We start from the raw sequence: 24,013 nt of genomic DNA on the forward strand, positions 1-24,013 counted from the left end.
ATCGGCAAAAGGCATTCTTGGATGAAAGGCAAGCCCTGCCCGTTCCTGTTGTTGGGGGGACTTGCGCCGGGTTTCTGTCAGCCTTGTGGTTTGGCCTGTTCCTGTGCCAGCAACTGGGCACGCAGCTTGGCGCGCAGTTCCTTGCGGCTGGTCTTGCCGACGGCGGTGGTGTCGAAGGAGTCCACCAGCACGATCTGGTCGGGAACCTTGAAGGCGGCCACGCCGCGTTCACGCATCCATTTTTTCAGTTCCACGCCGCGCGGGCGGGTGCCGGTGTGCGGGATGATGAAGGCGCAGGTGCGTTCGCCCAGAAATTCGTCGGGGATGGAGACGACGGTGGCATCGAAGACCTGGGGGTGTGCCAGCAGGTGGTCTTCCACTTCTTCGGCAGAGATTTTCTCGCCCGCGCGGTTGATGTGGTCGGTGGCACGGCCCTGCACGATGAGGTAGCCGTCGGCGGTGCGGGTAACCACGTCGCCGGTGCGGTAGAAGCCGTCTTCGGTGAAGCTGCGGGCGTTGGCGGCGGGGTCGTTGTGGTAGGCGCGGATGGTGTAGGGGCCGCGTGTGAGCAGGTAGCCGGTGCCGCCTGATTCGAGTGGGTGGCCGTGGTCATCGACCACGAGGATTTCGTCGGCAGGGCTGATGGGGCGGCCCTGGGTCTGGATGATGGTCTCCAGCGGGTCGTTCAGGCGCGTGTAGTTCACCAGCCCTTCGGCCATGCCGAAGACTTGCTGGAGGGTGCAGCCCAGCCCGGCAATGACGCGCCGGGCCGCTTCGGGCGTGAGCTTGGCCCCGCCCACTTGCAGCACTTGCAGGCTGGAGAGGTCGTGCGGGGTGGTTTCGGCGGCCTGCGCCCACAGCAGGGCCAGCGGCGGCACCAGCCCCAGCGCAGTGACTTTTTCCTGTTCGATCAGCGGGAAGGCGGCATCGGGGGAGGGGGCGGGCGACAGCACCACGGTAGCCCCGGCGTAGAACGCGCCCATTGCGCCGGGTGAACTCATCGGGAAGTTGTGCGCGGCTGGCAGGGCCACCATGTACACGCTCTCGGGTGTGATACCGCAGATGTCGTTGCTGGCGCGGAAGCTGTAGATGTAGTCGTCGTGGGTGCGCGGGATCAGCTTGGACAGGCCGGTGCTGCCGCCGGAGATTTGCAGGAAGGCGACGGATTGCGGATCGGCATCCTGGCTGGGCAGGCGCGCCGGGTCGGGCTGGAGGTGGTGCAGGGCGGTGAATTCGGCGGCATCGTCGCCGACGATGATAGTGTGCTGCACGGTGGGGACTTCGTGCTGCAATTCGCGCGCCAGGGTGCGGTAGTCGAAGTTCTCATGGTGCTGGGCGGCCACATAGGCGCAGGCTTGCGCCTTGCGGGCGAAGTGAGCGATTTCGGTGATGCGGTGCGCGGGCAGGGCATAGACCGGAATCAGCCCGGCACGGAACAGGCCGAAGACCACGCTGTAGAACTCGGGGATGTTGCCCAGTTGCACGACCACGCGATCACCGGCCTGCAAGCCCAGTGCGAGCAGGCCAGCGGCAATGGTTTCGGCCTTGTCCCACAGCTGGGCGTAGCTCCAGCGTTGCACCACGCCGCCGGTGTGGCCGACGATGGCGGTCTTGTCGGCAAAGCGGCGGGCGTTGTCGCGCACAAAGCCGGTGAAGGTTTCGCCGCGCCAGTAACCGGCGGCGCGGTAGCGTTGCACCATGTCGTCGGGCCAGATTTGCGCAAGGGGCAGGCGGGAGGGGGATGTGTCGGTCATGCGGATGAAGGGGTTACAGGTCGGTGTCGCGCTCCAGGGCGGCGACGGTGGGCTGCAAGTCCAGGCTGTGCAGCATGGCATTGAATTTTGCACGGGTTTCGGCCGCTTCCTGCGCGGGGATGGAATCGGCCACGATGCCTGCACCGGCAAACAGGCGGGCGGTGTGCCCCTGTACCTGGGCGCAGCGGATGGCCACATACCACGCGCCGTTGCCCTGTGAGTCGCACCAGCCCACGGCTCCGGTGAAGAAGCCACGCGCCACAGGCTCCAGTGTGTCGATGAGCGGGTAGGCCCGGTCGCGGGGCGTGCCACAGACGGCGGGTGTGGGGTGCAGCAGGGCGGCCAGTGCGAGGCTGGAGCTGCGATCGAGTGCGTCAGGCTCGCGCAGTTCGCCTTCGATGCGGGTGCCCAGATGCCACATGCTGGCGGTGGCGTGCAGGCCGGGCTGGGTGGGCACATGCAGGTGACGGCACAGCGGAGCCAGCAGATCGGCAATGGCTTCGACCACCAGCCGGTGTTCGTGTTGCTCTTTGGCCGAGTCCTGCATGGCCTGTACCTGGGCGGCATCGGTGCTGGCATCGGGGTGGCGGCGCACGGAACCGGCCAACGGGTGCGAGGCAATCTGCCGTCCGTGGCGCGCGAGCAGCAGTTCGGGTGATGCGCCGATCAGGTGGGCGGGTGGGTGGTTGGCATCGACGGGCAGTGGCAGCAGGTAGGTGGTGCTGCTGGCATCGTGGCGCAGACGCTGCAACAGCGGCAGCAGGGCAATGGGCTGGTTCGATTCGGCCAGCAGACTGCGCGCCAGCACCACTTTCTGTAAGGTGGTATCGGGGCTGGACGGGCTGTGGAGTTGCTGCACGGCGCGCGCCACGGCTTGGGCGTAGGCGGTGCGGCTGGGCTGGGCCTGCAACTGCCATTGCAGACCTTCCTGGGCCGGGGTGTTGGCGTACCCTGGGGTGAGCAGGGCCTGAGCCTGGGCTTGCGTCAGTTGCCGGGCGGGCTGGAACAGGTGGCAGGCGGCATCGCGCCGGAACGGCAGGCCGCCGACCAGCAGGCCGGGGGCTTGCGGGTGCTCGGGTACAGGCTGGGACAGGCCGTGCAGTACCGAAGCGGCCTGGGTGGCGAGCGCGTCGGCACTGTCGCAGAAAAGCCGCCGTGCCACGCCGTGCGTGATGAGGCTGTGCTGTGCGTTGTGCAGCACGAAGCCGTCACGGGGGGCGAATGAGGGGGCGGTGGAGGGCATGGGCGGTGTGTGGGAATCAGGCGCGCAGGGTGGCTCCACCATCGACATACAGATCGCTCAGGGCAATGTGCCCGGCCTGTTCGGACAGCAGGAACAGCACGGCGTAGGCGACATCGTCGGGGGTGGCGAGTTTTTGCAGCGGGATGCCGGTCTTGTATTGCTCGGGCAGTCCGGCAATGACGCGGGCCGCACCACTGTCATCCGCCCACATGCCGGTCTGCATGGGGGTGAGGGTGGAGCCGGGCGCGACGATGTTGCAGCGGATGCCGTGCGGGGCCAGTTCCAGCCCCAGACAGCGCGTGAACAGGGTGGCCGCCGCCTTGGATGCGGCATAGGCGGCCATCGCGTGGCGCGGAATGCCGGCGGCATTGGAGCCAACGGTGACGATGGCCCCGCGCCTGCGGGGCTGCATGTGCTGCGCCAGTGCCCGCGAGACGTGGAACACACCGTCGCAATTGACGGCAAACACCCGCCGCCATTCGGCATCGGTGGTGTCGGTGACGGTGGTGGTGGAGAGCACACCCGCGACGTTCACGCCGATGTCGATGGGGCCGCGCTCGCGTTCGATGCGTGCCACCAGCGCGTCCACCTGGGCGGAATCGCTGACATCCAGGGTTTCGGCCTGAATGTTCTGGTCGGCAGGAGCAAAGCATGGTGCGTGCAGGTCGGTGGCGATGACGTGCGTGCCCGCTTGCGCCAACAGACGGGCGACGGCTGCGCCGATGCCGCCTGCCGCGCCGGTGACGAGGGCGATTTTGTCGTGAAAGCCGGTCAGTTGCATGGGAGTGGAAAGAATGAAGAAAAAATCAGGCCGATGTTTCCAGCTGCTGCAACGCTTGCTGGGTACACAGCGGTACGGCGCAGGTGGCAGCGGCCCATTGCAGGGCCATCTGGTGTTGCTCTGCGCTGAAATCGGCCACGGCATCGGCTATCAGGAAGGGTTCGATGTCGCGCTGAAAGGCTTCGGCGGCGGTCAGCATTACGCCAATATGGGCATAAACACCGCAGACCATGAGCTGATCGCGGCCCCGCACGTTCAGCAGGGTTTCCAGGTTGCTGCGCTGGAACGCGCTGTAGCGGTGCTTGACCAGCACGAAGTCGCCTTCGGCGGGGCCGATGCTGGCGGCAATGGCTTCGTGCTCCGGCGTGGCCCGCATTCCCGGCCCCCAGAGTTCGGCCTGCAATCCCCGGTCGCACCGCTGCTGGTTGCCGTGTTGGGCGGTGTAGAACACTGGAATGCCCTGTGCCCGGCAGTGCTGCACCAGTTGGCCGATGTGGGCCAGCACGCTGCGAATGGGATCGGCATCGGCGGGGTAGGGGGCCAGAAAGTATTGCTGCATGTCGTGCACCAACAAGGCGGCACGCCGGGCATGGAGTTGCCAGGGGCTGCGGGCGGTGGGCAGGTCGGCGGGAGTGGGCAGTGGGTAGGAGGAGATGCGGGGCAGGGCCATGGTGCAGGGAGGCTGCGTGGTATAAGCAGATGATTAAACGGTACAAATTATGATTGTCATTATTTTCCATTGATTGTGAAATTTTCGTTGAATCAACCGCAATCGGGGCTGGGGTATCGTGGCCGTGGCGCAATCGCGTATGCTTTAAGAACATGTTCACGATTTCATGGCGATGCCGTACACGCAGCACCGTCATTCCGAGCTTGACCCGGAATCCAGTAACGACGTATCCAAAGAACACCTTGGTTCTCCATGGGATACCTTGCTACTGGATTCCCGCTTTCGCGGGAATGACGGGTGCTTTTCTTGATTGAACAGCATCGTGCAGAGATCATGAACAGGCTCTAAAACCCTTGTCTCATTCACCCGCACCCGCTATGCCCCACGATTCAGCCCGATTGCCCATGCCCTGGCGGCGCATTCTGTTCTGGCTGGCCGCGCTGGGGTGTGCATTGGCCGTGCTGTGGTGGGGGGGCAACGTGCTGCTCAGCCGCCAGGTGGAGCAGTGGCTGGGGCAGTGGCTGGACGATCAGGGAATGCCCGCTGCGGTGCAGTGGCAGCGTTTGCACGCCACGCTGTGGGGGCGGGTGTCGATGCAGGGGGTGCGGCTGGAGCACAAGGGGCTGATCCTTCGTGCCGATGCTTTGCATCTGCACGGTTTGCGCTATGGCGCAGTGCCATCGCGCGTGCGGCTGGTCGTGGAAGGATTGTCGCGCCAGAATGGGCACAGTCCGCTGGCGTGGCTGGACGGGCCGTGGCAGGGCAACCCATTACCGCCCCTGACGCTGGAAGTGGGCCTGGAACACCGGCAGCCCCCGGAAGGCGCAGAGCAACTGGGGGTGCAATGGCGCATTCAGCAGCCGCAGGCATTCGAGTGGCAGGGCAGTGCCCACTGGCAGAACTGGCGCAATGCCCAGGACTTTTTGCGCACACTCGACTGGAGCCGGCTCATGGCCGATGCCGAGGAACGGGAGCATCTCTGGAATTCGGCGGCATTCTGGCTGGTGCTGGGGCAGGTGACGCTGGCGGACATGCAGTGGTCTTTGCAAGACCGGGGCATGGTGGCGCAGTGGCAGACATCAGACGCTGCCACAGCGGCAGACTGGCCCGATTGGCTGCGTAATTGCACGACGGTGGCACCGCTGTGGCAGACCCAGGCCGATGCACTGGCCGCCTGCCGCACCTGGCAGGCGTTTGTGCGGGGGGAGCATGCGCAGTTGCGCTGGCAGGCGCGCCCTGCCCGGCCCGTGGCCTTGCTGCTGCTGTGGCAGGCGTATTCCCTGCAACCGGCGCGGCTGGCGACTTTGCTGGATGCACGCTGGAGCGCGCAATAGCAAGCGTTTTGCCGACCTTCCCAAGCGCATAATGACGCGCCTTCTGCCCCACTGGATTTGCTCATCGTGTCCCTCTTCAAAGCCGCCTCCACCGTTTCTGTTCTGACCCTGCTCTCGCGCATCACTGGGCTGGTGCGCGACCTGCTGATGGCCACGATGTTCGGGGCGAATGCCCTGACCGATGCCTTCAACGTGGCCTTTCGCATTCCCAACCTGTTTCGCCGCCTGTTTGCCGAAGGCGCGTTCAGCCAGGCGTTCGTGCCGGTGCTGGCGGCCACGCGGCAAAAAGAAGGCGAAGTGGCCACGCGGCTGCTGATCGACCGGGTGGCGACCGTATTGTTCTGGGCCTTGCTGTTGTTCAGCGCGCTGGGCGTGCTGCTGGCTCCGTTGCTGGTGTGGCTGCTGGCCAGCGGGCTGGACAAGACCCCCGGCACGTTCGAGGCTGCCACGCGCATGACGCGCTGGATGTTCCCCTACATTGCCTGCATGTCGCTGGTGGCTCTGTCGGCCGGCATTCTCAATACCTGGCGACGCTATGCCGTGCCAGCGGCCACGCCGGTGCTGCTGAACCTGAGCATGATTGCGGCCGCGCTGCTGCTGGCCCCGTGGTTCGAGAGGCAGGGCATCGAGCCGATCTATGCGATGGCCGCCGGGGTGATGCTGGGCGGCTTGCTGCAACTGGGCATTCAGGTTCCGGCATTGCGGCGCGTCGGTTTGCTGCCGGAACTGGGCTGGCGCAGTGCCAGTCTGCGCCGCGCCTGGCGCGATCCGGGGGTGCGACGCATTCTGCTGCTGATGGGGCCTGCCCTGCTGGGCGTGGGCGTGGCGCAGATTTCGCTGATGATTAACACCCAGATCGCCTCCTGGTTGCAGGCGGGCAGTGTCACCTGGCTGTTCTATGCCGACCGGCTGATGGAGTTTCCTACCGCACTGCTGGGCGTGGCTCTGGGGGTGGTGCTCACGCCCCGGCTGTCGGCGGCCCAGGCATCGGGCGATATGCAGGCGTATTCCGGGATGCTGGACTGGGGCTTGCGCATGGTGGTGGTGCTGGCCTTGCCATGTGCCGTTGGGCTGGTGCTGTTTGCCACGCCGCTGGTGGCCACGCTGTTTCACTATGGCGCGTTGCAGGGCCATGATGTAGTGCAGATTGCCACTGCCTTGCGCGGCTATGGCGCGGGGTTGCTGGGGCTGGTGGCCATCAAGGTACTGGCTCCTGGCTACTATGCCCGTCAGGACATGCGCACGCCGGTGAAGGTGGCAATTGTGGTACTGGTGTTCACGCAACTGTTGAACGTGGCACTGGTGCCGTGGCTGGCCCACACCGGGCTGGCCCTGTCCATCGGGCTGGGGGCCTTGCTCAATGCGGGGTGGCTGCTGGTGGGGCTGGTGCGCTCCGGCGTGTTTCAGCCCCGGCCGGGCTGGTGGCGGCTGGGTGTGCAGGTGCTGGTGGCCCTGGCCGTGCTGGCCGCGTTCCTGTACTGGGCAGCACAGGTGCAGGACTGGCTGGCCTTGCAGGCCAGCCCGTGGCTGCGGGTGCTGTGGCTGGGCCTGTGCCTGCTGGCTTCGGGTGTGATCTATCTGGGCACATTGTGGGCGGTGCGTCTGGATTTGCGGGCCTTGCTGCGGCGTTGAACTGCTTGGGAAGGTCTGCACAGGGCAAAAGGGGCTGCTACACTTGTCTGCATCCATCGCCGTCCCATTGAATCCCACCGCTAGAGTGTCGCCCACGTGCTGTTGAACCTGCAAGCCCCCACCCCGCTGGAATATTTTGCCACCCTGGTACAGTCAGACCAGGGCTTTCCGCTGCTGGAGGTGGCCTTGAGCCTGGCGCAGGACGAATATCCGCAACTCGACCTACAGCACACCCTCGCGCTGCTGGATGCCTTGCAGATGCGCTTGCAGAAACGCTGTGGTCGCCAAACATCCATGCTGGAGCGCATTCACCTGCTCAACCGCCTGTTCTATGGCGAGCTGGGGTTCGGCGTGAATGCCAACGATTATTACGACCCCGACAACAGCTTCGTGCATCTGGTGCTGCAAACCCGGCGGGGCATTCCCATCTCGCTGGGGGTGCTGTGGCTGGAGCTGGCCCGCTCCATTGGGCTGGAGGCGCATGGGGTGGCATTTCCGGGGCACTTCATGCTCAAGGTCTTGCTCTCGCAAGGGCAGGTGGTGCTGGACCCGCTCACGGGCCGCTCCTTCTCCAGCGAGGAGCTGACCGTGCAACTGCAAAACCTGCTGCCACGCCTGAGCCACCTGAATGAAGAATCCGTGCCATTGGCCATGTTCCTGCAAAGTGCCTCGCCCAGGGAAACCATCGCACGCATGCTGCGCAACCTCAAGGAAATCTACCGCCTCCAGCAAGACCTGCCGCGCCTGCTGGCGGTGCAGAATCGTCTGGTGATTCTGTTGCCCCAGGCATGGAACGAGGTGCGCGACCGTGGCTGGGTGCATGTCGATCTGCACCATACCGAAGCGGCCCTGGCGGACTTTCAATCCTATCTGGAGCATGTGCCACAGCCTTTGGATGCCGAGGATGTCCGGGCGCAGATCCAGCAACTGCGCACAGGAATATGAGTTTTTACGGATTGGGGTAGAGTGCTATGTGGTGGATAGGAATCAGTCGTCTTTTTCTGAAAACTGGTGCATCTGCCAGGCCATGAACTTCCGAAACCTTGAATATGCCAAAACAACAAGCTATTGAATCAACAGCCTCTTCAATGGGCCGCCCATACAGTGCAACCGAGCAACTGGATGCCCAGGCCCATGCCCTGTGGGCCAAGCTGCATGCGGTGCTGTCGCCACAATCGGTGGTGCTGGCCTGGCTGGACTGGGCCTCCCATCTGGCCGTTTCTCCCGGCAAGCAACTGGAATTGCTGCGCATGGCTGTGGAGCAGTCGGAAGAGTTGTCGGGCTATCTGCAACGCTACTGGCGGGAAGAAAAAGAGCAGCGTACGGCACTGGAGCCACCGCTGGTCAGCAAGCTCTTCAAGGAGGAGGCATGGCGGCAGTGGCCGTTCAATGCCTTGCAGCAGTCTTACCTGATGGCACAGAACTGGTGGCAGGAAGCCACTACCCACACCTGGGGGGTGGAGCCGCACCACCAGAACGTGGTGGCCTTCGGTGCCAGCCAGTGGCTGCAAATCTTCTCGCCGGGCAACTATGCCTGGACCAATCCCGTAGTGCTCCAGCGCACCAGCGAAGAAGGCGGGGTCAACCTCGGGCGCGGACTGGTGAACTGGATCGATGCTGCCACCCGCCAGATCAACCAGTTGCCGCCAGCGGGCAGTGAAAAGTTCGTCGTGGGTGAAAACGTCGCCACCACCCCCGGCAAGGTGGTGCTGCGCAACCGCGTCATGGAGCTGATCCAGTACACGCCCACTACCGGGAAGGTACGCCCCGAGCCGGTGCTCATCACCCCGGCATGGATCATGAAATACTACATTCTTGATCTTTCGCCGCACAATTCGCTGATCGGCTATCTGGTCAGCCAAGGCTATACGGTGTTCTGCATCTCCTGGAAGAATCCGGGCGATGCCGAACGCGATCTGAGCATGGACGATTACCTGCAACAGGGCCTGTTTGCCGCGCTCGATGCCATTGATGCCATCGTGCCGGGGCAGAAGGTTCATGCCACCGGCTACTGCCTGGGTGGCACGCTGCTGGCCATTGGTGCAGCGGCACTGGCACGCGATGCCAATCCGCGTCTGGCCAGCATGTCGCTGTTCACGGCGCAGACCGATTTTTCCGAACCCGGCGAACTGGCCCTGTTCATCGACGAAAGCCAGGTCAGCCTGCTGGAGGCGCAAATGCAGCGCACCGGCTACCTGCGTTCCGACCAGATGGCAGGCGCATTCCAGATGCTGCGCTCCTACGACATGATCTGGTCGCGCATGGTCAAGGAATACCTGCTGGGTGAACGCTACGAAATGAACGACCTGATGGCATGGAACGCCGATGCCACGCGCATGCCTGCCACCATGCACTCGCAATACCTGCGCCGCCTGTTCCTGAACAACGACCTCAGCAGCGGCCGCTACCTCGTTGGAGATCGTCCCATTGCCCTCAGCGATCTGAAGCTGCCGGTTTTCAATGTCGGAACGGTTGCCGACCACGTCGCGCCCTGGCGTTCGGTGTACAAACTCCATTACCTCACTGCCACCGAAATTACCTTTGTGCTTGCCAGCGGTGGGCATAATGCAGGCATTGTCAGCGAACCGGGACATCCACGCCGCAAGTACCAGATCCAGACCCGCGAGGCAGGCGGCCTCTACCGCTCGCCCCAGGAATGGCAGACCACAGTGCCCGAACAGGAAGGCTCGTGGTGGACGCAATGGCTGGCATGGCTCGATGCCCGTTCAGGCGAACCGACCGACCCACCGACCCTGGGTGCAGCCGAAACCGGCTATCCGGTGCTCGGCGATGCCCCGGGTGTGTATATACTGGAGAAGTGAAACGGACAAGTCCGTTTTGCGGGAATATCGGGCGGATGCAGCCGCCCTGTGTTCCTCTGGTATGGCGGCATGGGATGGCCCTGAAAAGCAGCATTCTGTGGAGCCTCGGCCCCTGACGGGGCCAACTGCCAGGTCCCGGCAGTGCGCTTCAGCGATTCGGGACCACCTCATTGTTTTTTGATTCAAGGAGACACCATGACTGCCCCATTTGACTTTTACAAATCCAGCCTCGAACTCTGGGCCAAAACCACCAAAGACCTGCAAACCGGAAGCCAGCAATGGCTGGACGAGGTCATCAAGACTGCCAACGCCGATCTGGCCCAGACCAATGCCGAATTGCAGCAACTGGTGCAGGAACAGAACTGGGCGGCCTTGGCCAGCCTGCCCCAGCAGGCCGCATGGCGCGCCTATATCCACCAGGTCAGTGCCTGGCAGACCGCTGTGCAGGAACTGGCCCAGCAGCAGCCCGACTTCAACACCGGCATCCAGAAGGCTCTGGAAGGCTGGCAGACCGATTCTGTCAAGGCCGTGACCGACAAGTTCGGCGAACTGAACAACCCGGCGGCATTGCAGCAATACTGGCAATCCTTCTTCACCCAGGCCCTGCCGACCGCCCAGACGAAGAAAACCAGGGGCTGATATTCCCTTGCCAGAGGAATGTGGCTGCATGGACTTGGCATCCCATACCACATGCAGCCAGTTCAGGCGATCAGGCGCAAACGCCACCGCGCCGATGCCAGTGCTTGGGTGCAGCATCCGCGCGACAGTGGCCACATGATCGCCTGCCGATAACGCTGGCGTGGTCGGTGCGTATAAAGCTATAATGCGCGCTTATTTTTTCAGCAAAAGTCGGGAGCGAGTGGTGGAAATGCCGTTCTTGGTGCCATCCGTTGCCGGTTGCACATTCCTTTATGGCCAAAGAAGAATTGATTGAAATGCAGGGGGCAGTGACGGAAGTTCTGCCCGATTCCCGTTTCCGCGTCACGCTGGACAATGGGCACCAGTTGATCGCCTACACGGGTGGCAAGATGCGCAAGCACCACATCCGCATTCTGGCTGGTGACAAGGTCACATTGGAGATGTCGCCATACGATCTCTCCAAGGGACGTATCATTTTCCGCCATCTGCCGGGTCGCAATTCCCCTCCATCGTCGTCTTGATGCGGCAGGAAAACAAAGCGTACAAAGCACCTTCGGGTGCTTTTTGTTTGGCCTCTGTATCGCTCAATGGGGGAGTGGTTCATGAAAAAGCCCCGGGGGCATGAAAGCACCAGGGGCTTGGAAGAGTGAGGCCACATTCAGACGGTCATCCAGAACGACCGCTGGCCTGGGGCCTCAAATGGGTTCAACGCTGGTCGATCGGCTGGACATTGCGGGTGGCGTGGCCGGTGAACAACTGGCGTGGACGGCCGATCTTGTACTCGGGATCGGAGATCATCTCGTTCAACTGGGCAATCCAGCCGACGGTGCGGGCCAGTGTGAAGATGCCGGTGAACAGATTGACCGGAATGCCGATGGCACGCTGCACGATGCCGGAGTAGAAATCGACGTTCGGGTACAGTTTGCGCTGCACGAAGTAGTCGTCTTCCAGGGCGATCTTTTCCAGTTGCTTGGCCAGTGCGAACAGTGGGTCTTTTTCCAGGCCCAGTTCAGCCAGCACTTCGTTGCAGGTTTCCTGCATCAGCTTGGCACGCGGGTCGTAGTTCTTGTACACGCGGTGGCCAAAACCCATCAGCTTCACGCCGGAGTTCTTGTCCTTGACCTGTTTCATGAACTCGCCAGCCTTGGCAATGCCGCCATTGGCCTGAATGTGCTCCAGCATGTTCAGGCAGGCTTCGTTTGCACCACCGTGGGACGGGCCCCACAGGCAGGCCACGCCAGCAGCAATGGCGGCGAACGGGTTGGTGCCGGAAGAGCCGCACAGGCGCACGGTGGACGTGGAGGCATTTTGCTCGTGGTCGGCGTGCAGGATGAAGATGCGATCCATGGCGCGTTCCAGCACCGGATTGACCTTGTAATCCTCGCAGGGGTTGCCGAACATCATGCGCAGGAAGTTACCGGCATAGCTCAGATTGTTCTGCGGGTACATGTAGGGCGCGCCGATGCCGTATTTGTAGGCCACGGCCACCAGAGTGGGCAGCTTGGCGATCAGACGGATGGCGGCGACATCGCGGTGTTCCGGGTTGTTGATGTCGGTGCTGTCATGGTAGAAGGCCGAGAGACCGCCCACCAGGCCCGTCAGGATGGCCATCGGGTGGGCATCGCGGCGGAAACCACGCAGGAAGAACTGCATCTGCTCGTTGATCATGGTGTGGCTGGTCACACGATTGTCGAAAGCAGCCTTCTGTTCGGCGTTGGGCAGCTCTCCGTAGAGCAGCAGGTAACAGACTTCGAGGTAGTCGCAGTTCACTGCGAGTTGCTCGATGGGATAGCCACGGTACAGCAACTCGCCCTTGTCGCCGTCGATGTAGGTGATGGACGACTGGCAGGAGGCGGTGGAGAGAAAGCCGGGGTCATAGGTGAACTTGCCGGTCTGTCCATAGAGCTTGCGAATGTCGATCACATCCGGGCCAACCGTGCCCTGATAAATGGGCAAATCCACACTGGCATCTCCGTTGCTGAACGAGAGAGTGGCTTTGTTGTCTGAGAGCTTCATACGATCCTTCCTTGTATCTGTCACTGGATATGACATGAGTATTGATGGCTGGTGTCCTTTTTGATGCTGCCAGTGGGGAGTGAACGAAAGCCCTTCATGACTGGGGGCGACTTTCACGCAGCATCTCGAGCACTTTCTGGATTGCGGGCGTTTGCATCGCCTCTTGTAGTTCTGTACGACGCAGCACCAGGTCAAGCAAGTCGTTGTCTGCCAGATTCATCAGTGCTGTCATGGCATCAGCATCACTTGTGGTGAGGCTGTGACCATATCGCTCAAAGAATTTCTCGATGAACAGATCATTCTCCAGCAGTCCCCTGCGGCTGCGCCAGTGGAGCATATGCAGGGATTTTTCGTCCAGCAGCGGTGCTGGGCAGGTCTGGGAGGGGGTGAAACCGTTCATCGAAAATGGGGTCAAGTGTGAATGGGGGCAAGGTGGGGGTAATGTGACCGACCGCCGTTGTCAGACGGTGCGGCGCACCATCAATTCCTTGATCTTGCCGATGGCACGGGTGGGGTTCAGTCCTTTCGGGCAGACATCCACGCAGTTCATGATGGTGTGGCAGCGGAACAGGCGGTAGGGGTCTTCCAGGTTGTCCAGACGCTGGCCGGTGGCATCGTCGCGGCTGTCCGCAATGAAACGGTAGGCTTGCAGCAGACCGGCAGGCCCGACGAACTTGTCGGGGTTCCACCAGAAGCTGGGGCAGCTGGTGGAGCAGCTGGCGCACAGAATGCACTCGTACAGGCCGTTGAGTTCTTCGCGCTCCTCGGGCGATTGCAGACGCTCGCGCTCGGGCGGCAGGTGTTCGCTGATGAGGTAGGGCTTGACCGAATGGTACTGCTTGAAGAACTGGGTCATGTCCACGATCAGGTCGCGGATGACCGGCAGGCCGGGCAGGGGCTTGAGCACGATGTCGCCCTTGAGGCTCTTCATGTTGGTCAGGCAGGCCAGACCGTTCTTGCCGTTGATGTTCATGGCATCGGAGCCACACACACCTTCGCGACAGGAGCGGCGGAAAGCGATGGAAGGGTCTTGCGCCTTGAGCTTGACCAGTGCATCCAGCAGCATGCGCTCGTGTCCGTCCAGCTCCAGCTCGACGGTTTGCATGTAGGGCTTGCTGTCCTTGTCAGGATCGTAGCGGTAGATTTTGAAGGTACGCTTTGTCATGATGGAATTTTTCTTTCGTGAGGCACGGTTCCAGATCAGAAGGTACGAACCTTCGGCGGAATGGTATCAACCGTCAGGGGCTTGAGATTGACGGGCTTGTAGTCCAGGCGGTTGCCCTGGCTGTACCACAGCGTGTGCTTGAGCCATTCCTTGTCATTGCGACCCAGCGGGAATTCGTGGTGGTCGGCGGGGTGCTCATAGTCGTACACGGTGTGTGCGCCACGGCATTCCTGGCGGGCTGCGGCCGAAGTCATGGTGGCCTGTGCGACTTCGATCAGGTTGTCCACCTCCAGGGCTTCCATGCGGGCGGTGTTCCAGACTTTGGACTTGTCCTTCAGGGTCACGGAGCCGACTTTTTCGCGGATGGCGTTGATCTTGAGTACGCCTTCGTCCATGCTGGCCTGGGTGCGGAACACGGCTGCGTGCTGCTGCATGGACGTGCGGATTTGCTGCGCAATATCCTGCGAGTATTCGCCCGACTTGGATTCCTGCAAGCGACCCAGGCGTGCCAGCGTGCGACCTGCGGCATCGGCAGGAAGGGGCTTGTGCTCGGCCTGGTTCCTGACGGTCTGCACGATGTGCTTGCCTGCCGACTTGCCGAAGACCAGCAGATCCAGCAGGGAGTTGGTTCCCAGGCGGTTGGCTCCATGCACACTGACAGCGGCGCATTCGCCGACAGCGTAGAGACCCTGCACGGGAACCTTGTAGTCGGCTTCGCTTTTCTTGATGACGACCTGGCCGTTGATATTGGTGGGAATGCCGCCCATCTGGTAGTGGATGGTGGGAACCACCGGGATCATTTCCTTGGTGATGTCCACGTTGGCGAAATTCACGCCGATTTCGTACACGGAAGGCAGGCGTTTGTGAATGGTGTCGGCCCCCAGGTGGTCGAGCTTCATGTACACATAGTCCTTGTTGGGGCCACAGCCACGGCCTTCCTTGATTTCCTGGTCCATGGAGCGCGAAACGAAATCGCGTGGTGCCAGGTCCTTCAGCGTGGGAGCGTAGCGTTCCATGAAACGTTCGCCCTCGCTGTTGATGAGCACGGCACCCTCGCCCCGACAGCCTTCGGTCAGCAGCACACCAGCACCGGCCACGCCCGTGGGGTGGAACTGCCAGAACTCCATGTCTTGCAGCGGAATGCCGGCACGGGCTGCCATGCCCAGGCCATCGCCGGTGTTGATGAAGGCGTTGGTGGAGGCTGCAAAGATGCGACCGGCACCGCCGGTGGCCAGCAGCACGGCCTTGGCTTGCAGGATGTACAGATCGCCGGTTTCCAGTTCCAGTGCTGTGACCCCCACCACGTCGCCGTCTTCGTCACGGATCAGATCCAGGGCCATCCACTCCACGAAGAAGTTGGTCTTTTCCTTGACGTTCTGCTGGTAGAGCGTGTGCAGCATGGCGTGGCCGGTACGGTCGGCCGCAGCGCAGGCACGTTGCACGGGTTTTTCGCCATAGTTGGCAGTGTGGCCACCAAACGGACGCTGGTAAATGGTGCCATCGGGGTTGCGGTCAAAAGGCATCCCGAAGTGTTCCAGTTCCACCACGACCTTGGGGGCTTCGCGGCACATGAACTCGATGGCATCCTGGTCGCCCAGCCAGTCGGAGCCTTTGATGGTGTCGTAGAAGTGGTAGTGCCAGTTGTCCTCGGACATATTGCCCAGCGAGGCACTGACACCGCCCTGTGCCGCTACGGTGTGGGAGCGGGTAGGGAAGACTTTGGAGAGGGAGGCCACGCTCAGGCCGGCACGGGAGAGTTCCAGTGCAGCGCGCATGCCCGATCCACCCGCGCCAATGATGACGACGTCAAACTTGCGGGTGATGGTATTGGCTTTGGTATAACTCATTTTTTTGCTCGATTCTCAAGGTGGGGCGCGTCGCGGAGGGCGCAGGGATCAGATGCTCCAGAGAACCTGGAAAGCCCAACCGGCACAGCCGATCAGCCATACGAGTGTGAAGACATCCAGCAGCAGCTTCAGTCCCACCGGCTGAACGTAGTCCATCCAGACATCGCGCACGCCGATCCAGACGTGCCAGAGCAGTGCAATGACCACCACAAAAGTGAGCAACTTCATCCATTGGGCACTGAAGATGCCTTGCCACAGCGCGTAATCGACTGGACCGGAAGAAAAAATGATTTGTGCCAGCAGGGCGATGGTGAAGAGCACCATCAGCACGGCTGTGATGCGCTGCACCAACCAGTCGCGTATACCGTAGTGGGCACCGACAACTGTACGCTTGGAACCGTAATTGACCGACATCGTGAGATTCTCCTTTTTGCTATGCGCGTGTGGGGGTTCAGTACAGGCCAAACAGCTTGGCGGCCAGAACCACGGTCAGGGAAATGCTGACGGCAAAAGAAGCAAGGGCTGACTTGTGGCCAAAATGCTTGTCCACGAGGTGGTGGTTCACATCCATCAACAAGTGACGCACGCCTGCGCACAGGTGGTGTATGTACGCCCACATCAGTGCCAGCACTACCAGCTTGAAGAACCAGCCCGGAACGAAACCCAGTCCAGCTGAAAATACGCTGGCCAATCGGTTAAAACTCTCTGCCGATGCCAGCGAGAGATCGAACATCCAGAAAAAGAAAGGCAAAAGCACAAACATCAACATGCCGCTGACACGGTGCAGAATCGACAGCACCCCCGCAGGCGGCAGGCGGTAGGTGCGTACATCATTGAAGATGTTCAGGTTGCGAAATTCTGGCCTTTTTTTTGCTATTTCATTCATGGCAGGGGCTTTCTTGGGATGGGGACGACTTGCAAATCATGCGAATTTTAGGCCAATGTGCCGCGCCTTGCGAGAAGTTGCCGTGAGAACGTCGCATAAATTCGCTCAACATCTGGGGCGATGGCGTGCAAAATCTGGCAATTCCGGGTGTTTTTTCGCACCAATCCCATATTCATCCAGAGTGGTTTCACGGTAGTTCCGTGGTTTTTCGGGTATTCCATGAAACTAGGGAAAACCACTATGGATTGCTGCCCTCGTGCGACAAGTAAAAAAGTCAAGATTGCGGGCTGGAGACTCGTTGGCCTCAGCCCAGTTCGTTGTGATAGTGGTGGGTGTCTGTGCGGTACAGGCCGCTGCGCAACTCCATCGGGGTATCGTGGTAGGTGAAGGCCAGCCGCTGCACATGCAGCAGGGCAGTGTGGGCCGGAATGTCCAGGATGCGCATGGCTTCGGCATCGGGCAGCACCGCCTTGAGTTTTTCTTCGGCGCGCACCATGTGCACCCCGAATTCTTCCTCCAGCAAGGCATAGGTCGGCCCCTGGTAGCCGGTCACGATGTCTTCGTTGATGCCTTTGAGGACGTGGGCGGGCAGCCAGATGTCTTCCAGAATGGTGGGCACGCCCTGAAAGGACAGAACCCGCCGGATATGAATCAGCGGGGCATCGGGTGGCAATTGCAGTGCCTGTGCCTGCTGGGGTGTGGCGCGCATGCGCCGGAATTCCAGAATCTGCCGCTGTGCCCGACCTTCGTCATTCGGACTGTCGTGATCGGGAAGCAGTTTCAGGAAGCGGTATTGCACCTGGCGTTCGGTGTGGGTGGTCACGAACGTGCCCTTGCCCTGTCGGCGCATCAGCAGGTTTTCAGCCGCCAGTTCGTCAATCGCCTTGCGTACCGTACCCTGGCTGACACGGAATTGCGCGGCCAGATCAATCTCGCTGGGGATTGATTCGCCGGGTTTCCACTCGCCGGAATGCAGGCGAGCCAGCAGCAAGTTCTTGATTTGCCGGTACAGGGGACTGAATGCCGGTGTGGCAGCAGGTGTCGCTGACGCAGCCTCGGAAGCGGCGTCCTGAAATGGGGAATCCTGCGGAATGTCCGCTGGAGCCTGGGAGCTGCTGGTCATGCGTACCCTATGAAAAAATCGTGAACAGAAGTGAATGGAAATCTGCCCGGTCGTTTCAGGTTTCATGCTGAAGCGGCCCGGCAGATTTTGCAGGAGGGGTTTGGCCGGATGTACTTTCCCGCCATCGCCGCAAAGAATCGGGGTGGGCAGTATGCTGCCCAGGCTTTTTGCAAATATGGCCTGAGAGCCCAATCTCGGGAAGCGAGGCGATGGCAGGAGACATGTGGAAAACCCACCCATACCGTACTGTGCCCTGATGCAGACATTTTAGCAAAATATATCTTATATAAGACATAAGAATAATTGACGCTGGCAAAGGAACCGCGTTAAACTAGCGGGCGTTTCACAGGGACAGAAACGCATGGATATAGGGCTGTTCTTTTGAGGGCAGCCACAGCCATACTGCCATCGTCGGCAGGCGTTGGCTGGGTGCGAGTCGATGGCTGCAAGTCTGCCGCAGTCTGTGAAAAGGCCTTTCCGCCGGTTGCAGCGATGGTGCTTGCAGCGGGTATTTTTCGATGAGACCACCTTGGAGTTTTGATATGAGCAAGAAAGCTGTCCGCGTTGCCGTCACTGGTGCAGCCGGCCAAATTGGTTACGCCCTGCTGTTCCGCATCGCATCGGGTGAAATGCTGGGCAAAGACCAGCCCGTGATCCTGCAATTGCTGGAAATTCCCGACGAGAAGGCACAGAAGGCACTCCAGGGTGTCATCATGGAACTGGAAGACTGTGCATTCCCGCTGGTGGAAGCCATCATTCCTACCGGCGATCCGCTGGTGGCCTTCAAGGATGCCGACTACGCCCTGCTGGTGGGCGCACGTCCGCGCGGCCCAGGCATGGAGCGTGCCGATCTGCTGGCCGCCAACGCCCAGATCTTCACCGCACAGGGCAAAGCACTGAACGAAGTGGCCAGCCGCGACGTGAAGGTGCTGGTGGTCGGCAACCCTGCCAACACCAACGCCTACATTGCCATGAAGAGCGCGCCAGACCTGCCGCGCGAAAACTTCACCGCCATGCTGCGCCTGGATCACAACCGCGCTGCCAGCCAGATCGCTGCCAAGACCGGTGGCAAAGTGGGTGAAATCGAAAAACTCACCGTCTGGGGCAACCACTCTCCCACCATGTATGCCGACTATCGCTTTGCCAGCATCGGCGGCAAGAGCGTGAAGGATGCCATCAACGACCAGGTCTGGAACGCGGAAGTATTCCTGCCCACCGTGGGCAAGCGTGGCGCAGCCATCATTGATGCGCGTGGCCTGTCTTCCGCCGCATCGGCAGCGAATGCCGCCATCGACCACATCCGCGACTGGGCACTGGGCAGCAATGGCCAGTGGGTCACGATGGGTGTGCCTTCCAACGGCGAATACGGCATTCCCAAGGACGTGATCTTTGGCTTCCCCGTCACGACCGAAAACGGCCAGTACAAGATCATCGAAGGTCTGGAGATTGACGCTTTCAGTCAGGAACGCATTGACAAGACATTGGCCGAACTGCAAAGTGAGCAGGACGCTGTCAAGCACCTGCTTTGAGCCAGACGCTGAATGCGTGACACCGGTTTGACTTGGGTTTCCTGATTCTGTTGGCGATCTGAAAAAGGTTTTTTGCATGGGTAACAGCACCTTCACCAATGCCCGCACCGTGCTGTTGGGCGCGCAGGCCAGCCAAGTGGCGTTGCCTATTTGCGACCATTACAGCGGTGTGGCGGTGCGCATGCAGAAAAGCCTTCAGTTGCAGCAGGAACTGGCACAGGAGTTCGGCGGTGTCTGCGTGTTCGATGTCACGCTCGATTGCGAAGACGGTGCCCCGGTGGGTGGTGAAGAAGAACACGCCCATCTGGTCGCCGAACTGGCACAAGCGGCTGCACCCGGAATGCGGGTGGCAGCGCGCTTTCATGCGGTCGATCATCCGTCGTTTCTGTCGGATGTGCAGATCGTCATCGGCAAGGCGGCGGGGCGGCTTTGCCACGTCATGATTCCCAAGGTGGATACGCTGGACGATGTGAACCGTGCGGTGCAGGCACTTGATGCCGCCGGAGCGGGCGATGTTCCGGTGCATGCGCTGATCGAGTCGCCGCTGGCGGTGCGCAATGCCTTCGAGATTGCGGCGCATCCCAGGATTCAGTCGTTGAGTTTCGGATTGATGGATTTCGTCTCTGCACATGGCGGAGCCATTGGCGAGGATGGCATGAGTGCCCAGGGACAGTTCAGCCATCCGATGGTGGTGCGTGCCAAGCTGGAGATGGCGGCGGCCTGCCACGCGCAGGGCAAGACCCCATCCCACTGCGTGGTGACCGAATTCACCGATGCCCAGCGCATCGAACAGGCCGCCCACCGTGCGGCCAGCGAGTTGGCCTACTCCCGCATGTGGAGCATTCACCCGTCGCAGATACGCCCGATTCTGAAGGCCTTCAGTCCCGACCGGGCCGCTATCGATACGGCTCTGGCCATTGTGGAGGCGGCGCAGGCGGCGCAGTGGGCACCCATCAGCTTCAAGGGTGTGCTGCATGACCGGGCCAGCTACCGATATTACTGGCAGATTCTGGAGCGTGCCCAACGCACGGGCCAGAGTTTGCCGCCCGTGGCGCAGCAATGGCTGGCGGGCAGTGTGCAGTGAGTACACCGGTGCAGTGGCTCACAAAGTGAAAATGAAATGACCGCCAAGGCGGTTCATCGGGTTGTTTTGCAGGAGTTTTCAATGCGGTATGCAGTTTGGCTCAGTTCTTTGCTGGCAGCCCCGCTTCTGGTGGCGTGCAATCAGTCGCATCTGTTCGGTCTGGGTAAGCCTTCGGCTCCTACGGCCACTGCCGTGCCGGATGTCAGTGCCGTGTCGGCCACCGGATCGCAGGCCACGGAGGTTTTGCCAGCATCGCCGGAGACGGTCGCTCCTGTGGCGGTGGTACCGCCGGCTGACGAAGTTGTGGTGGCCACGGCCAGGGTGGAACGCCTCAGTGCCGAGGAGTACCTTGTCAGCCAGGTGCAGTTGGGCAACTTCCCCTGCAACAACAACATCCATGTCAATGTCAGTGCCGATCCTGTGGATCCCCGGCTGTTCCGGGTGGAGGGCAAGGGTTTCAGCCATCGCATGAAGCCGGTGACCACCAAATCCGGTGCGATTCGTCTGGAAGACGAGGCCGGTGGCATCGTCTGGCTTCAGGTGGCCACCAAGTCCATGCTGATGAACCAGGTGGCCGGAACCCGCCTGGCCGATGCCTGCGTCAGTCCTCGGCAACTGGCACGAGCGGAGGAACTGGGTTTGACGGTTGAACCCCCTGCACCTCCTGCACCCGTTGCAAAAAAAGCCGTCGCAGCCAAAAAATAACATTCACTCTCATATAAACCAACCCCTCGGAGAACCCCATGCTTCAAGAATACCGACAACACGTTGCAGAACGCGCTGCACTTGGCATTCCCCCTCTGCCCCTGACGGCCAAGCAGACGGCGGATGTCATCGAACTGCTCAAGAACCCGCCCGAGGGCGAGGGTGAATTTCTGGCCGAGCTGCTGACCAACCGTGTGCCTGCCGGGGTGGACGATGCCGCACGCGTCAAGGCTTCCTATCTGGCTGCCGTGGCACATGGCACCGAGAAGAATGATTTCATCAGCCGCGAACGCGCCACCGAACTGCTGGGAACCATGCTGGGGGGCTACAACCTCACGCCGCTGATCGATCTGCTGGACGATCCGCTGGTGGGCGAGATTGCCGCTGCGGGTCTGAAGAAAACCCTGCTGATGTTCGACCAGTTCCACGATGTGCAGGAAAAAGCCGAAAAAGGCAACGCCAATGCCAAGGCTGTGCTGCAAAGCTGGGCCGATGCCGAATGGTTCACCAGCCACCCCGAAGTGCCCGAGAGCATCACCTTCACGGTGTTCAAGGTTCCCGGCGAAACCAATACCGACGATCTGTCGCCTGCTCCCGATGCCTGGAGCCGCCCGGACATTCCGTTGCACGCGCTGGCCATGCTGAAGAACAAGCGGGAAGATGCTGCATTCGTGCCGGAAGAAGACGGCAAGCGCGGCCCCGTGGCCTTCCTGCAGGAGCTGGTAGCCAAGGGGCTGCCGGTGGCCTATGTGGGTGATGTGGTGGGAACGGGTTCGTCGCGCAAGTCTGCTACCAACAGCGTGCTGTGGTGGACTGGCGATGACATTCCGTTCATTCCCAACAAGAAATCCGGCGGTATCTGTCTGGGCAGCAAGATTGCGCCCATCTTCTACAACACCATGGAAGATGCCGGTTCGCTGCCTATCGAGCTGGACGTGAACCAGATGAACATGGGGGATGTCATCGAGTTGCGCCCCTACGAAGGCAAGGCCCTCAAGGATGGCCAGGTGATCGCCGAGTTTCAGGTCAAGAGCGATGTGCTGTTCGACGAAGTGCGCGCCGGTGGCCGCATTCCGCTCATCATCGGTCGTGGCCTGACCGCCAAGGCCCGCGAGGCACTGGGCCTGCCGCCTTCCACACTGTTTCGCCTGCCCAAGGTGCCCGAAGCCAAGGCCAAGGGCTTCACACTGGTGCAGAAGATGGTCGGTCGTGCCTGCGGTCTGCCAGAAGGTCAGGGCATTCTGCCCGGCACCTACTGCGAGCCACGCATGACTTCGGTCGGCTCCCAGGACACCACCGGCCCGATGACCCGCGACGAGCTGAAAGACCTCGCCTGCCTGGGCTTCTCGGCCGATCTGGTGATGCAGTCTTTCTGTCACACGGCTGCCTATCCCAAGCCTGTGGACGTGAAAACCCATCACGAACTGCCCGACTTCATCAGCACACGCGGCGGCATTGCCCTGCGTCCTGGCGACGGCGTGATTCACTCCTGGCTCAACCGCATGCTGCTGCCCGATACCGTGGGCACAGGTGGCGATTCCCACACCCGCTTCCCGGTGGGTGTCAGCTTCCCGGCCGGTTCCGGTCTGGTGGCGTTTGCGGCTGCTACCGGTGTCATGCCGCTGGACATGCCCGAATCGGTGCTGGTGCGCTTTACCGGCACACTGCAACCCGGCGTGACCCTGCGCGATCTGGTACATGCCATTCCGCTGTACGCCATCCGTGAAGGTCTGCTGACCGTCGAGAAAAAGGGCAAGAAAAACATCTTCTCCGGCCGCGTGCTGGAAATCGAGGGTCTGCCAGACCTGAAGGTGGAACAGGCATTCGAGCTGTCCGACGCATCGGCCGAACGCTCGGCTGCGGGCTGCACGATCAAGCTCAACAAGGAGCCGGTGATCGAGTACCTCCAGTCCAACATCGTGTTGCTCAAGAACATGATCGCCAATGGCTACCAGGATGCACGCACCATTGCGCGCCGCATCAAGGCCATGGAAAAGTGGCTGGAAGACCCCCAGTTGCTCGAAGCCGATGCCGATGCCGAATACGCAGCGGTGATCGAGATCGACATGAACGAAATCACCGAGCCGATCGTCTGCTGCCCGAACGACCCGGACGATGCCAAGACCCTGTCCGAAGTGTCGGGTGCGGCCATCGACGAAGTGTTCATTGGTTCCTGCATGACCAACATCGGCCACTTCCGTGCGGCATCCAAGCTGCTCGAAGGCAAGCGTGACATTCCCGTCAAGCTCTGGCTGGCACCTCCCACCAAGATGGATGCCCAGAAGCTGACCGAGGAGGGCCACTACGGTATTTTCGGTACAGCCGGTGCGCGCACCGAAATGCCGGGCTGCTCGCTGTGCATGGGCAACCAGGCACAGGTGAAGGAAGGCGCGACGGTGATGTCCACCTCTACCCGCAACTTCCCCAACCGTCTGGGCAAGAACACCAACGTGTACCTCGGTTCTGCCGAGCTGGCGGCCATCTGCTCCAAGCTGGGACGCATTCCTTCCAAGGATGAATATCTGGCGGACATCGGTGTCATCAACGAAAACGGTGACAAGATTTACCAGTACCTCAACTTCAACCAGATCGAGCAGTACGAGAAGATTGCAGAAACCGTCAATCTCTGATCGGAAAGCGCGACCAACCCCGTCCTTGAGGGCGGGGAAGGAAAGCGCGGAACCCGCAGGGTTCCTATGTTAAAGTGACATGGTGGCTACCATGGGAATGCTGTCGGCTTCTCAATGACGGTCATGTGAATGTCCCGCAAGGGCTACGGCAGG

21 protein-coding genes are annotated in these 24,013 nt (G+C 61.3%); 10 read left to right on the forward strand and 11 right to left on the reverse strand.

Features of this window, described 5'->3' with window-relative positions:
* Nucleotides 1-77: 77 nt before the first annotated feature.
* Genes BUE21_RS02545 through BUE21_RS02560 form a run of 4 tightly spaced genes read right to left on the reverse strand, consistent with a single transcriptional unit; the run spans nt 78 to nt 4,448 of the window.
* On the reverse strand, nt 78-1,754 hold the full coding sequence (locus tag BUE21_RS02545) for a (2,3-dihydroxybenzoyl)adenylate synthase (RefSeq protein ID WP_073354367.1): 1,677 nt from the start codon (nt 1,752-1,754) through the stop codon (nt 78-80).
* A gap of 13 nt (nt 1,755-1,767) precedes the next feature.
* Nucleotides 1,768-2,997 (reverse strand): isochorismate synthase, encoded by a 1,230-nt coding sequence (locus tag BUE21_RS02550; protein WP_073354369.1) that lies wholly within the window; start codon nt 2,995-2,997, stop codon nt 1,768-1,770.
* 16 nt (nt 2,998-3,013) lie between these two features.
* Nucleotides 3,014-3,778 carry a 2,3-dihydro-2,3-dihydroxybenzoate dehydrogenase gene (locus BUE21_RS02555; protein WP_073354372.1) on the reverse strand — a complete coding sequence of 255 codons (765 nt, stop codon included), beginning with the start codon at nt 3,776-3,778 and terminating at the stop codon, nt 3,014-3,016.
* 25 nt (nt 3,779-3,803) lie between these two features.
* On the reverse strand, nt 3,804-4,448 hold the full coding sequence (locus BUE21_RS02560) for an isochorismatase family protein (protein WP_073354375.1): 645 nt from the start codon (nt 4,446-4,448) through the stop codon (nt 3,804-3,806).
* 377 nt (nt 4,449-4,825) lie between these two features.
* Here BUE21_RS02560 and BUE21_RS02565 point away from each other — a divergent pair, with 377 nt between their 5' ends.
* The 6 genes from BUE21_RS02565 (at nt 4,826) to infA (ending at nt 11,396) form a co-directional block, all read left to right on the forward strand.
* Nucleotides 4,826-5,782: a hypothetical protein gene (locus BUE21_RS02565; RefSeq protein WP_143164387.1), complete on the forward strand. Its 957-nt coding sequence runs from the start codon at nt 4,826-4,828 to the stop codon at nt 5,780-5,782.
* Between the two features lie 66 nt (nt 5,783-5,848).
* Nucleotides 5,849-7,414, forward strand: a complete 1,566-nt coding sequence (gene murJ / locus BUE21_RS02570) for a murein biosynthesis integral membrane protein MurJ (RefSeq protein WP_073354477.1) — start codon at nt 5,849-5,851, stop codon at nt 7,412-7,414.
* Between the two features lie 96 nt (nt 7,415-7,510).
* Nucleotides 7,511-8,359 carry a SirB1 family protein gene (locus BUE21_RS02575; protein WP_073354380.1) on the forward strand — a complete coding sequence of 283 codons (849 nt, stop codon included), beginning with the start codon at nt 7,511-7,513 and terminating at the stop codon, nt 8,357-8,359.
* A 143-nt stretch (nt 8,360-8,502) separates the two neighbouring features.
* Nucleotides 8,503-10,236, forward strand: coding sequence for a PHA/PHB synthase family protein (locus BUE21_RS02580; RefSeq protein WP_073354382.1), 1,734 nt, complete (start codon nt 8,503-8,505; stop codon nt 10,234-10,236).
* A 195-nt stretch (nt 10,237-10,431) separates the two neighbouring features.
* Nucleotides 10,432-10,875, forward strand: a complete 444-nt coding sequence (locus BUE21_RS02585; protein ID WP_073354385.1) for a hypothetical protein — start codon at nt 10,432-10,434, stop codon at nt 10,873-10,875.
* A gap of 272 nt (nt 10,876-11,147) precedes the next feature.
* Nucleotides 11,148-11,396, forward strand: a complete 249-nt coding sequence (gene infA / locus BUE21_RS02590) for a translation initiation factor IF-1 (protein WP_073354392.1) — start codon at nt 11,148-11,150, stop codon at nt 11,394-11,396.
* A gap of 184 nt (nt 11,397-11,580) precedes the next feature.
* Here infA and BUE21_RS02595 read toward each other — a convergent pair whose 3' ends face one another.
* The 7 genes from BUE21_RS02595 to BUE21_RS02625 form a co-directional block, all read right to left on the reverse strand.
* On the reverse strand, nt 11,581-12,891 hold the full coding sequence (locus BUE21_RS02595) for a citrate synthase (protein ID WP_073354393.1): 1,311 nt from the start codon (nt 12,889-12,891) through the stop codon (nt 11,581-11,583).
* Nucleotides 12,892-12,985: 94 nt separating this feature from the next.
* Nucleotides 12,986-13,291, reverse strand: a complete 306-nt coding sequence (locus BUE21_RS02600; protein WP_073354396.1) for an FAD assembly factor SdhE — start codon at nt 13,289-13,291, stop codon at nt 12,986-12,988.
* 60 nt (nt 13,292-13,351) lie between these two features.
* Complete coding sequence (locus tag BUE21_RS02605) at nt 13,352-14,056, reverse strand: succinate dehydrogenase iron-sulfur subunit (RefSeq protein ID WP_073354398.1); 705 nt, start codon at nt 14,054-14,056, stop codon at nt 13,352-13,354.
* Nucleotides 14,057-14,091: 35 nt separating this feature from the next.
* A complete protein-coding gene (gene sdhA / locus BUE21_RS02610) occupies nt 14,092-15,903 on the reverse strand; it encodes a succinate dehydrogenase flavoprotein subunit (RefSeq protein WP_073354400.1) in 1,812 nt (603 codons plus the stop codon).
* 48 nt (nt 15,904-15,951) lie between these two features.
* Nucleotides 15,952-16,317, reverse strand: coding sequence for a succinate dehydrogenase, hydrophobic membrane anchor protein (gene sdhD / locus BUE21_RS02615; RefSeq protein ID WP_073354402.1), 366 nt, complete (start codon nt 16,315-16,317; stop codon nt 15,952-15,954).
* Nucleotides 16,318-16,354: 37 nt separating this feature from the next.
* On the reverse strand, nt 16,355-16,789 hold the full coding sequence (gene sdhC / locus BUE21_RS02620; RefSeq protein WP_073354405.1) for a succinate dehydrogenase, cytochrome b556 subunit: 435 nt from the start codon (nt 16,787-16,789) through the stop codon (nt 16,355-16,357).
* Nucleotides 16,790-17,093: 304 nt separating this feature from the next.
* Complete coding sequence (locus BUE21_RS02625; RefSeq protein WP_084522728.1) at nt 17,094-17,912, reverse strand: GntR family transcriptional regulator; 819 nt, start codon at nt 17,910-17,912, stop codon at nt 17,094-17,096.
* Between the two features lie 542 nt (nt 17,913-18,454).
* Here BUE21_RS02625 and BUE21_RS02630 point away from each other — a divergent pair.
* The 4 genes from BUE21_RS02630 to acnB all read left to right on the forward strand — a co-directional run bounded on the left by BUE21_RS02630 (nt 18,455) and on the right by acnB (nt 23,860).
* The gene (locus BUE21_RS02630) at nt 18,455-19,441 is read left to right on the forward strand and encodes a malate dehydrogenase (RefSeq protein ID WP_073354406.1); all 987 of its coding nucleotides are present in this window, start codon (nt 18,455-18,457) and stop codon (nt 19,439-19,441) included.
* A 76-nt stretch (nt 19,442-19,517) separates the two neighbouring features.
* Entirely contained in the window at nt 19,518-20,525 is a 1,008-nt protein-coding gene (locus tag BUE21_RS02635; RefSeq protein ID WP_073354407.1) for an HpcH/HpaI aldolase/citrate lyase family protein, read from the forward strand.
* An 81-nt stretch (nt 20,526-20,606) separates the two neighbouring features.
* Nucleotides 20,607-21,230: a hypothetical protein gene (locus BUE21_RS02640; RefSeq protein WP_073354408.1), complete on the forward strand. Its 624-nt coding sequence runs from the start codon at nt 20,607-20,609 to the stop codon at nt 21,228-21,230.
* 38 nt (nt 21,231-21,268) lie between these two features.
* Nucleotides 21,269-23,860, forward strand: a complete 2,592-nt coding sequence (gene acnB, locus BUE21_RS02645) for a bifunctional aconitate hydratase 2/2-methylisocitrate dehydratase (RefSeq protein WP_073354409.1) — start codon at nt 21,269-21,271, stop codon at nt 23,858-23,860.
* The last annotated feature ends 153 nt before the right edge of the window (nt 23,861-24,013 follow it).

Origin of the sequence: Lampropedia hyalina DSM 16112, assembly GCF_900129055.1 — a bacterium.
GTDB lineage: Bacteria > Pseudomonadota > Gammaproteobacteria > Burkholderiales > Burkholderiaceae_C > Lampropedia > Lampropedia hyalina.

What these genes read in the sequence shown, in the direction of transcription:
- BUE21_RS02565 (WP_143164387.1), top strand. Translation starts at nt 4,826, where the DNA reads ATGCCCCACGATTCAGCCCGATTGCCCATGCCCTGGCGGCGCATTCTG.
- BUE21_RS02550 (WP_073354369.1), bottom strand. Translation starts at nt 2,997, where the DNA reads ATGCCCTCCACCGCCCCCTCATTCGCCCCCCGTGACGGCTTCGTGCTG.
- BUE21_RS02630 (WP_073354406.1), top strand. Translation starts at nt 18,455, where the DNA reads ATGAGCAAGAAAGCTGTCCGCGTTGCCGTCACTGGTGCAGCCGGCCAA.
- infA (WP_073354392.1), top strand. Translation starts at nt 11,148, where the DNA reads ATGGCCAAAGAAGAATTGATTGAAATGCAGGGGGCAGTGACGGAAGTT.
- sdhA (WP_073354400.1), bottom strand. Translation starts at nt 15,903, where the DNA reads ATGAGTTATACCAAAGCCAATACCATCACCCGCAAGTTTGACGTCGTC.
- BUE21_RS02635 (WP_073354407.1), top strand. Translation starts at nt 19,518, where the DNA reads ATGGGTAACAGCACCTTCACCAATGCCCGCACCGTGCTGTTGGGCGCG.
- BUE21_RS02640 (WP_073354408.1), top strand. Translation starts at nt 20,607, where the DNA reads ATGCGGTATGCAGTTTGGCTCAGTTCTTTGCTGGCAGCCCCGCTTCTG.
- BUE21_RS02580 (WP_073354382.1), top strand. Translation starts at nt 8,503, where the DNA reads ATGGGCCGCCCATACAGTGCAACCGAGCAACTGGATGCCCAGGCCCAT.
- BUE21_RS02545 (WP_073354367.1), bottom strand. Translation starts at nt 1,754, where the DNA reads ATGACCGACACATCCCCCTCCCGCCTGCCCCTTGCGCAAATCTGGCCC.
- BUE21_RS02625 (WP_084522728.1), bottom strand. Translation starts at nt 17,912, where the DNA reads ATGACCAGCAGCTCCCAGGCTCCAGCGGACATTCCGCAGGATTCCCCA.
- sdhD (WP_073354402.1), bottom strand. Translation starts at nt 16,317, where the DNA reads ATGTCGGTCAATTACGGTTCCAAGCGTACAGTTGTCGGTGCCCACTAC.
- BUE21_RS02555 (WP_073354372.1), bottom strand. Translation starts at nt 3,778, where the DNA reads ATGCAACTGACCGGCTTTCACGACAAAATCGCCCTCGTCACCGGCGCG.
- BUE21_RS02560 (WP_073354375.1), bottom strand. Translation starts at nt 4,448, where the DNA reads ATGGCCCTGCCCCGCATCTCCTCCTACCCACTGCCCACTCCCGCCGAC.
- BUE21_RS02595 (WP_073354393.1), bottom strand. Translation starts at nt 12,891, where the DNA reads ATGAAGCTCTCAGACAACAAAGCCACTCTCTCGTTCAGCAACGGAGAT.
- BUE21_RS02600 (WP_073354396.1), bottom strand. Translation starts at nt 13,291, where the DNA reads ATGAACGGTTTCACCCCCTCCCAGACCTGCCCAGCACCGCTGCTGGAC.
- acnB (WP_073354409.1), top strand. Translation starts at nt 21,269, where the DNA reads ATGCTTCAAGAATACCGACAACACGTTGCAGAACGCGCTGCACTTGGC.
- BUE21_RS02585 (WP_073354385.1), top strand. Translation starts at nt 10,432, where the DNA reads ATGACTGCCCCATTTGACTTTTACAAATCCAGCCTCGAACTCTGGGCC.
- BUE21_RS02605 (WP_073354398.1), bottom strand. Translation starts at nt 14,056, where the DNA reads ATGACAAAGCGTACCTTCAAAATCTACCGCTACGATCCTGACAAGGAC.
- sdhC (WP_073354405.1), bottom strand. Translation starts at nt 16,789, where the DNA reads ATGAATGAAATAGCAAAAAAAAGGCCAGAATTTCGCAACCTGAACATC.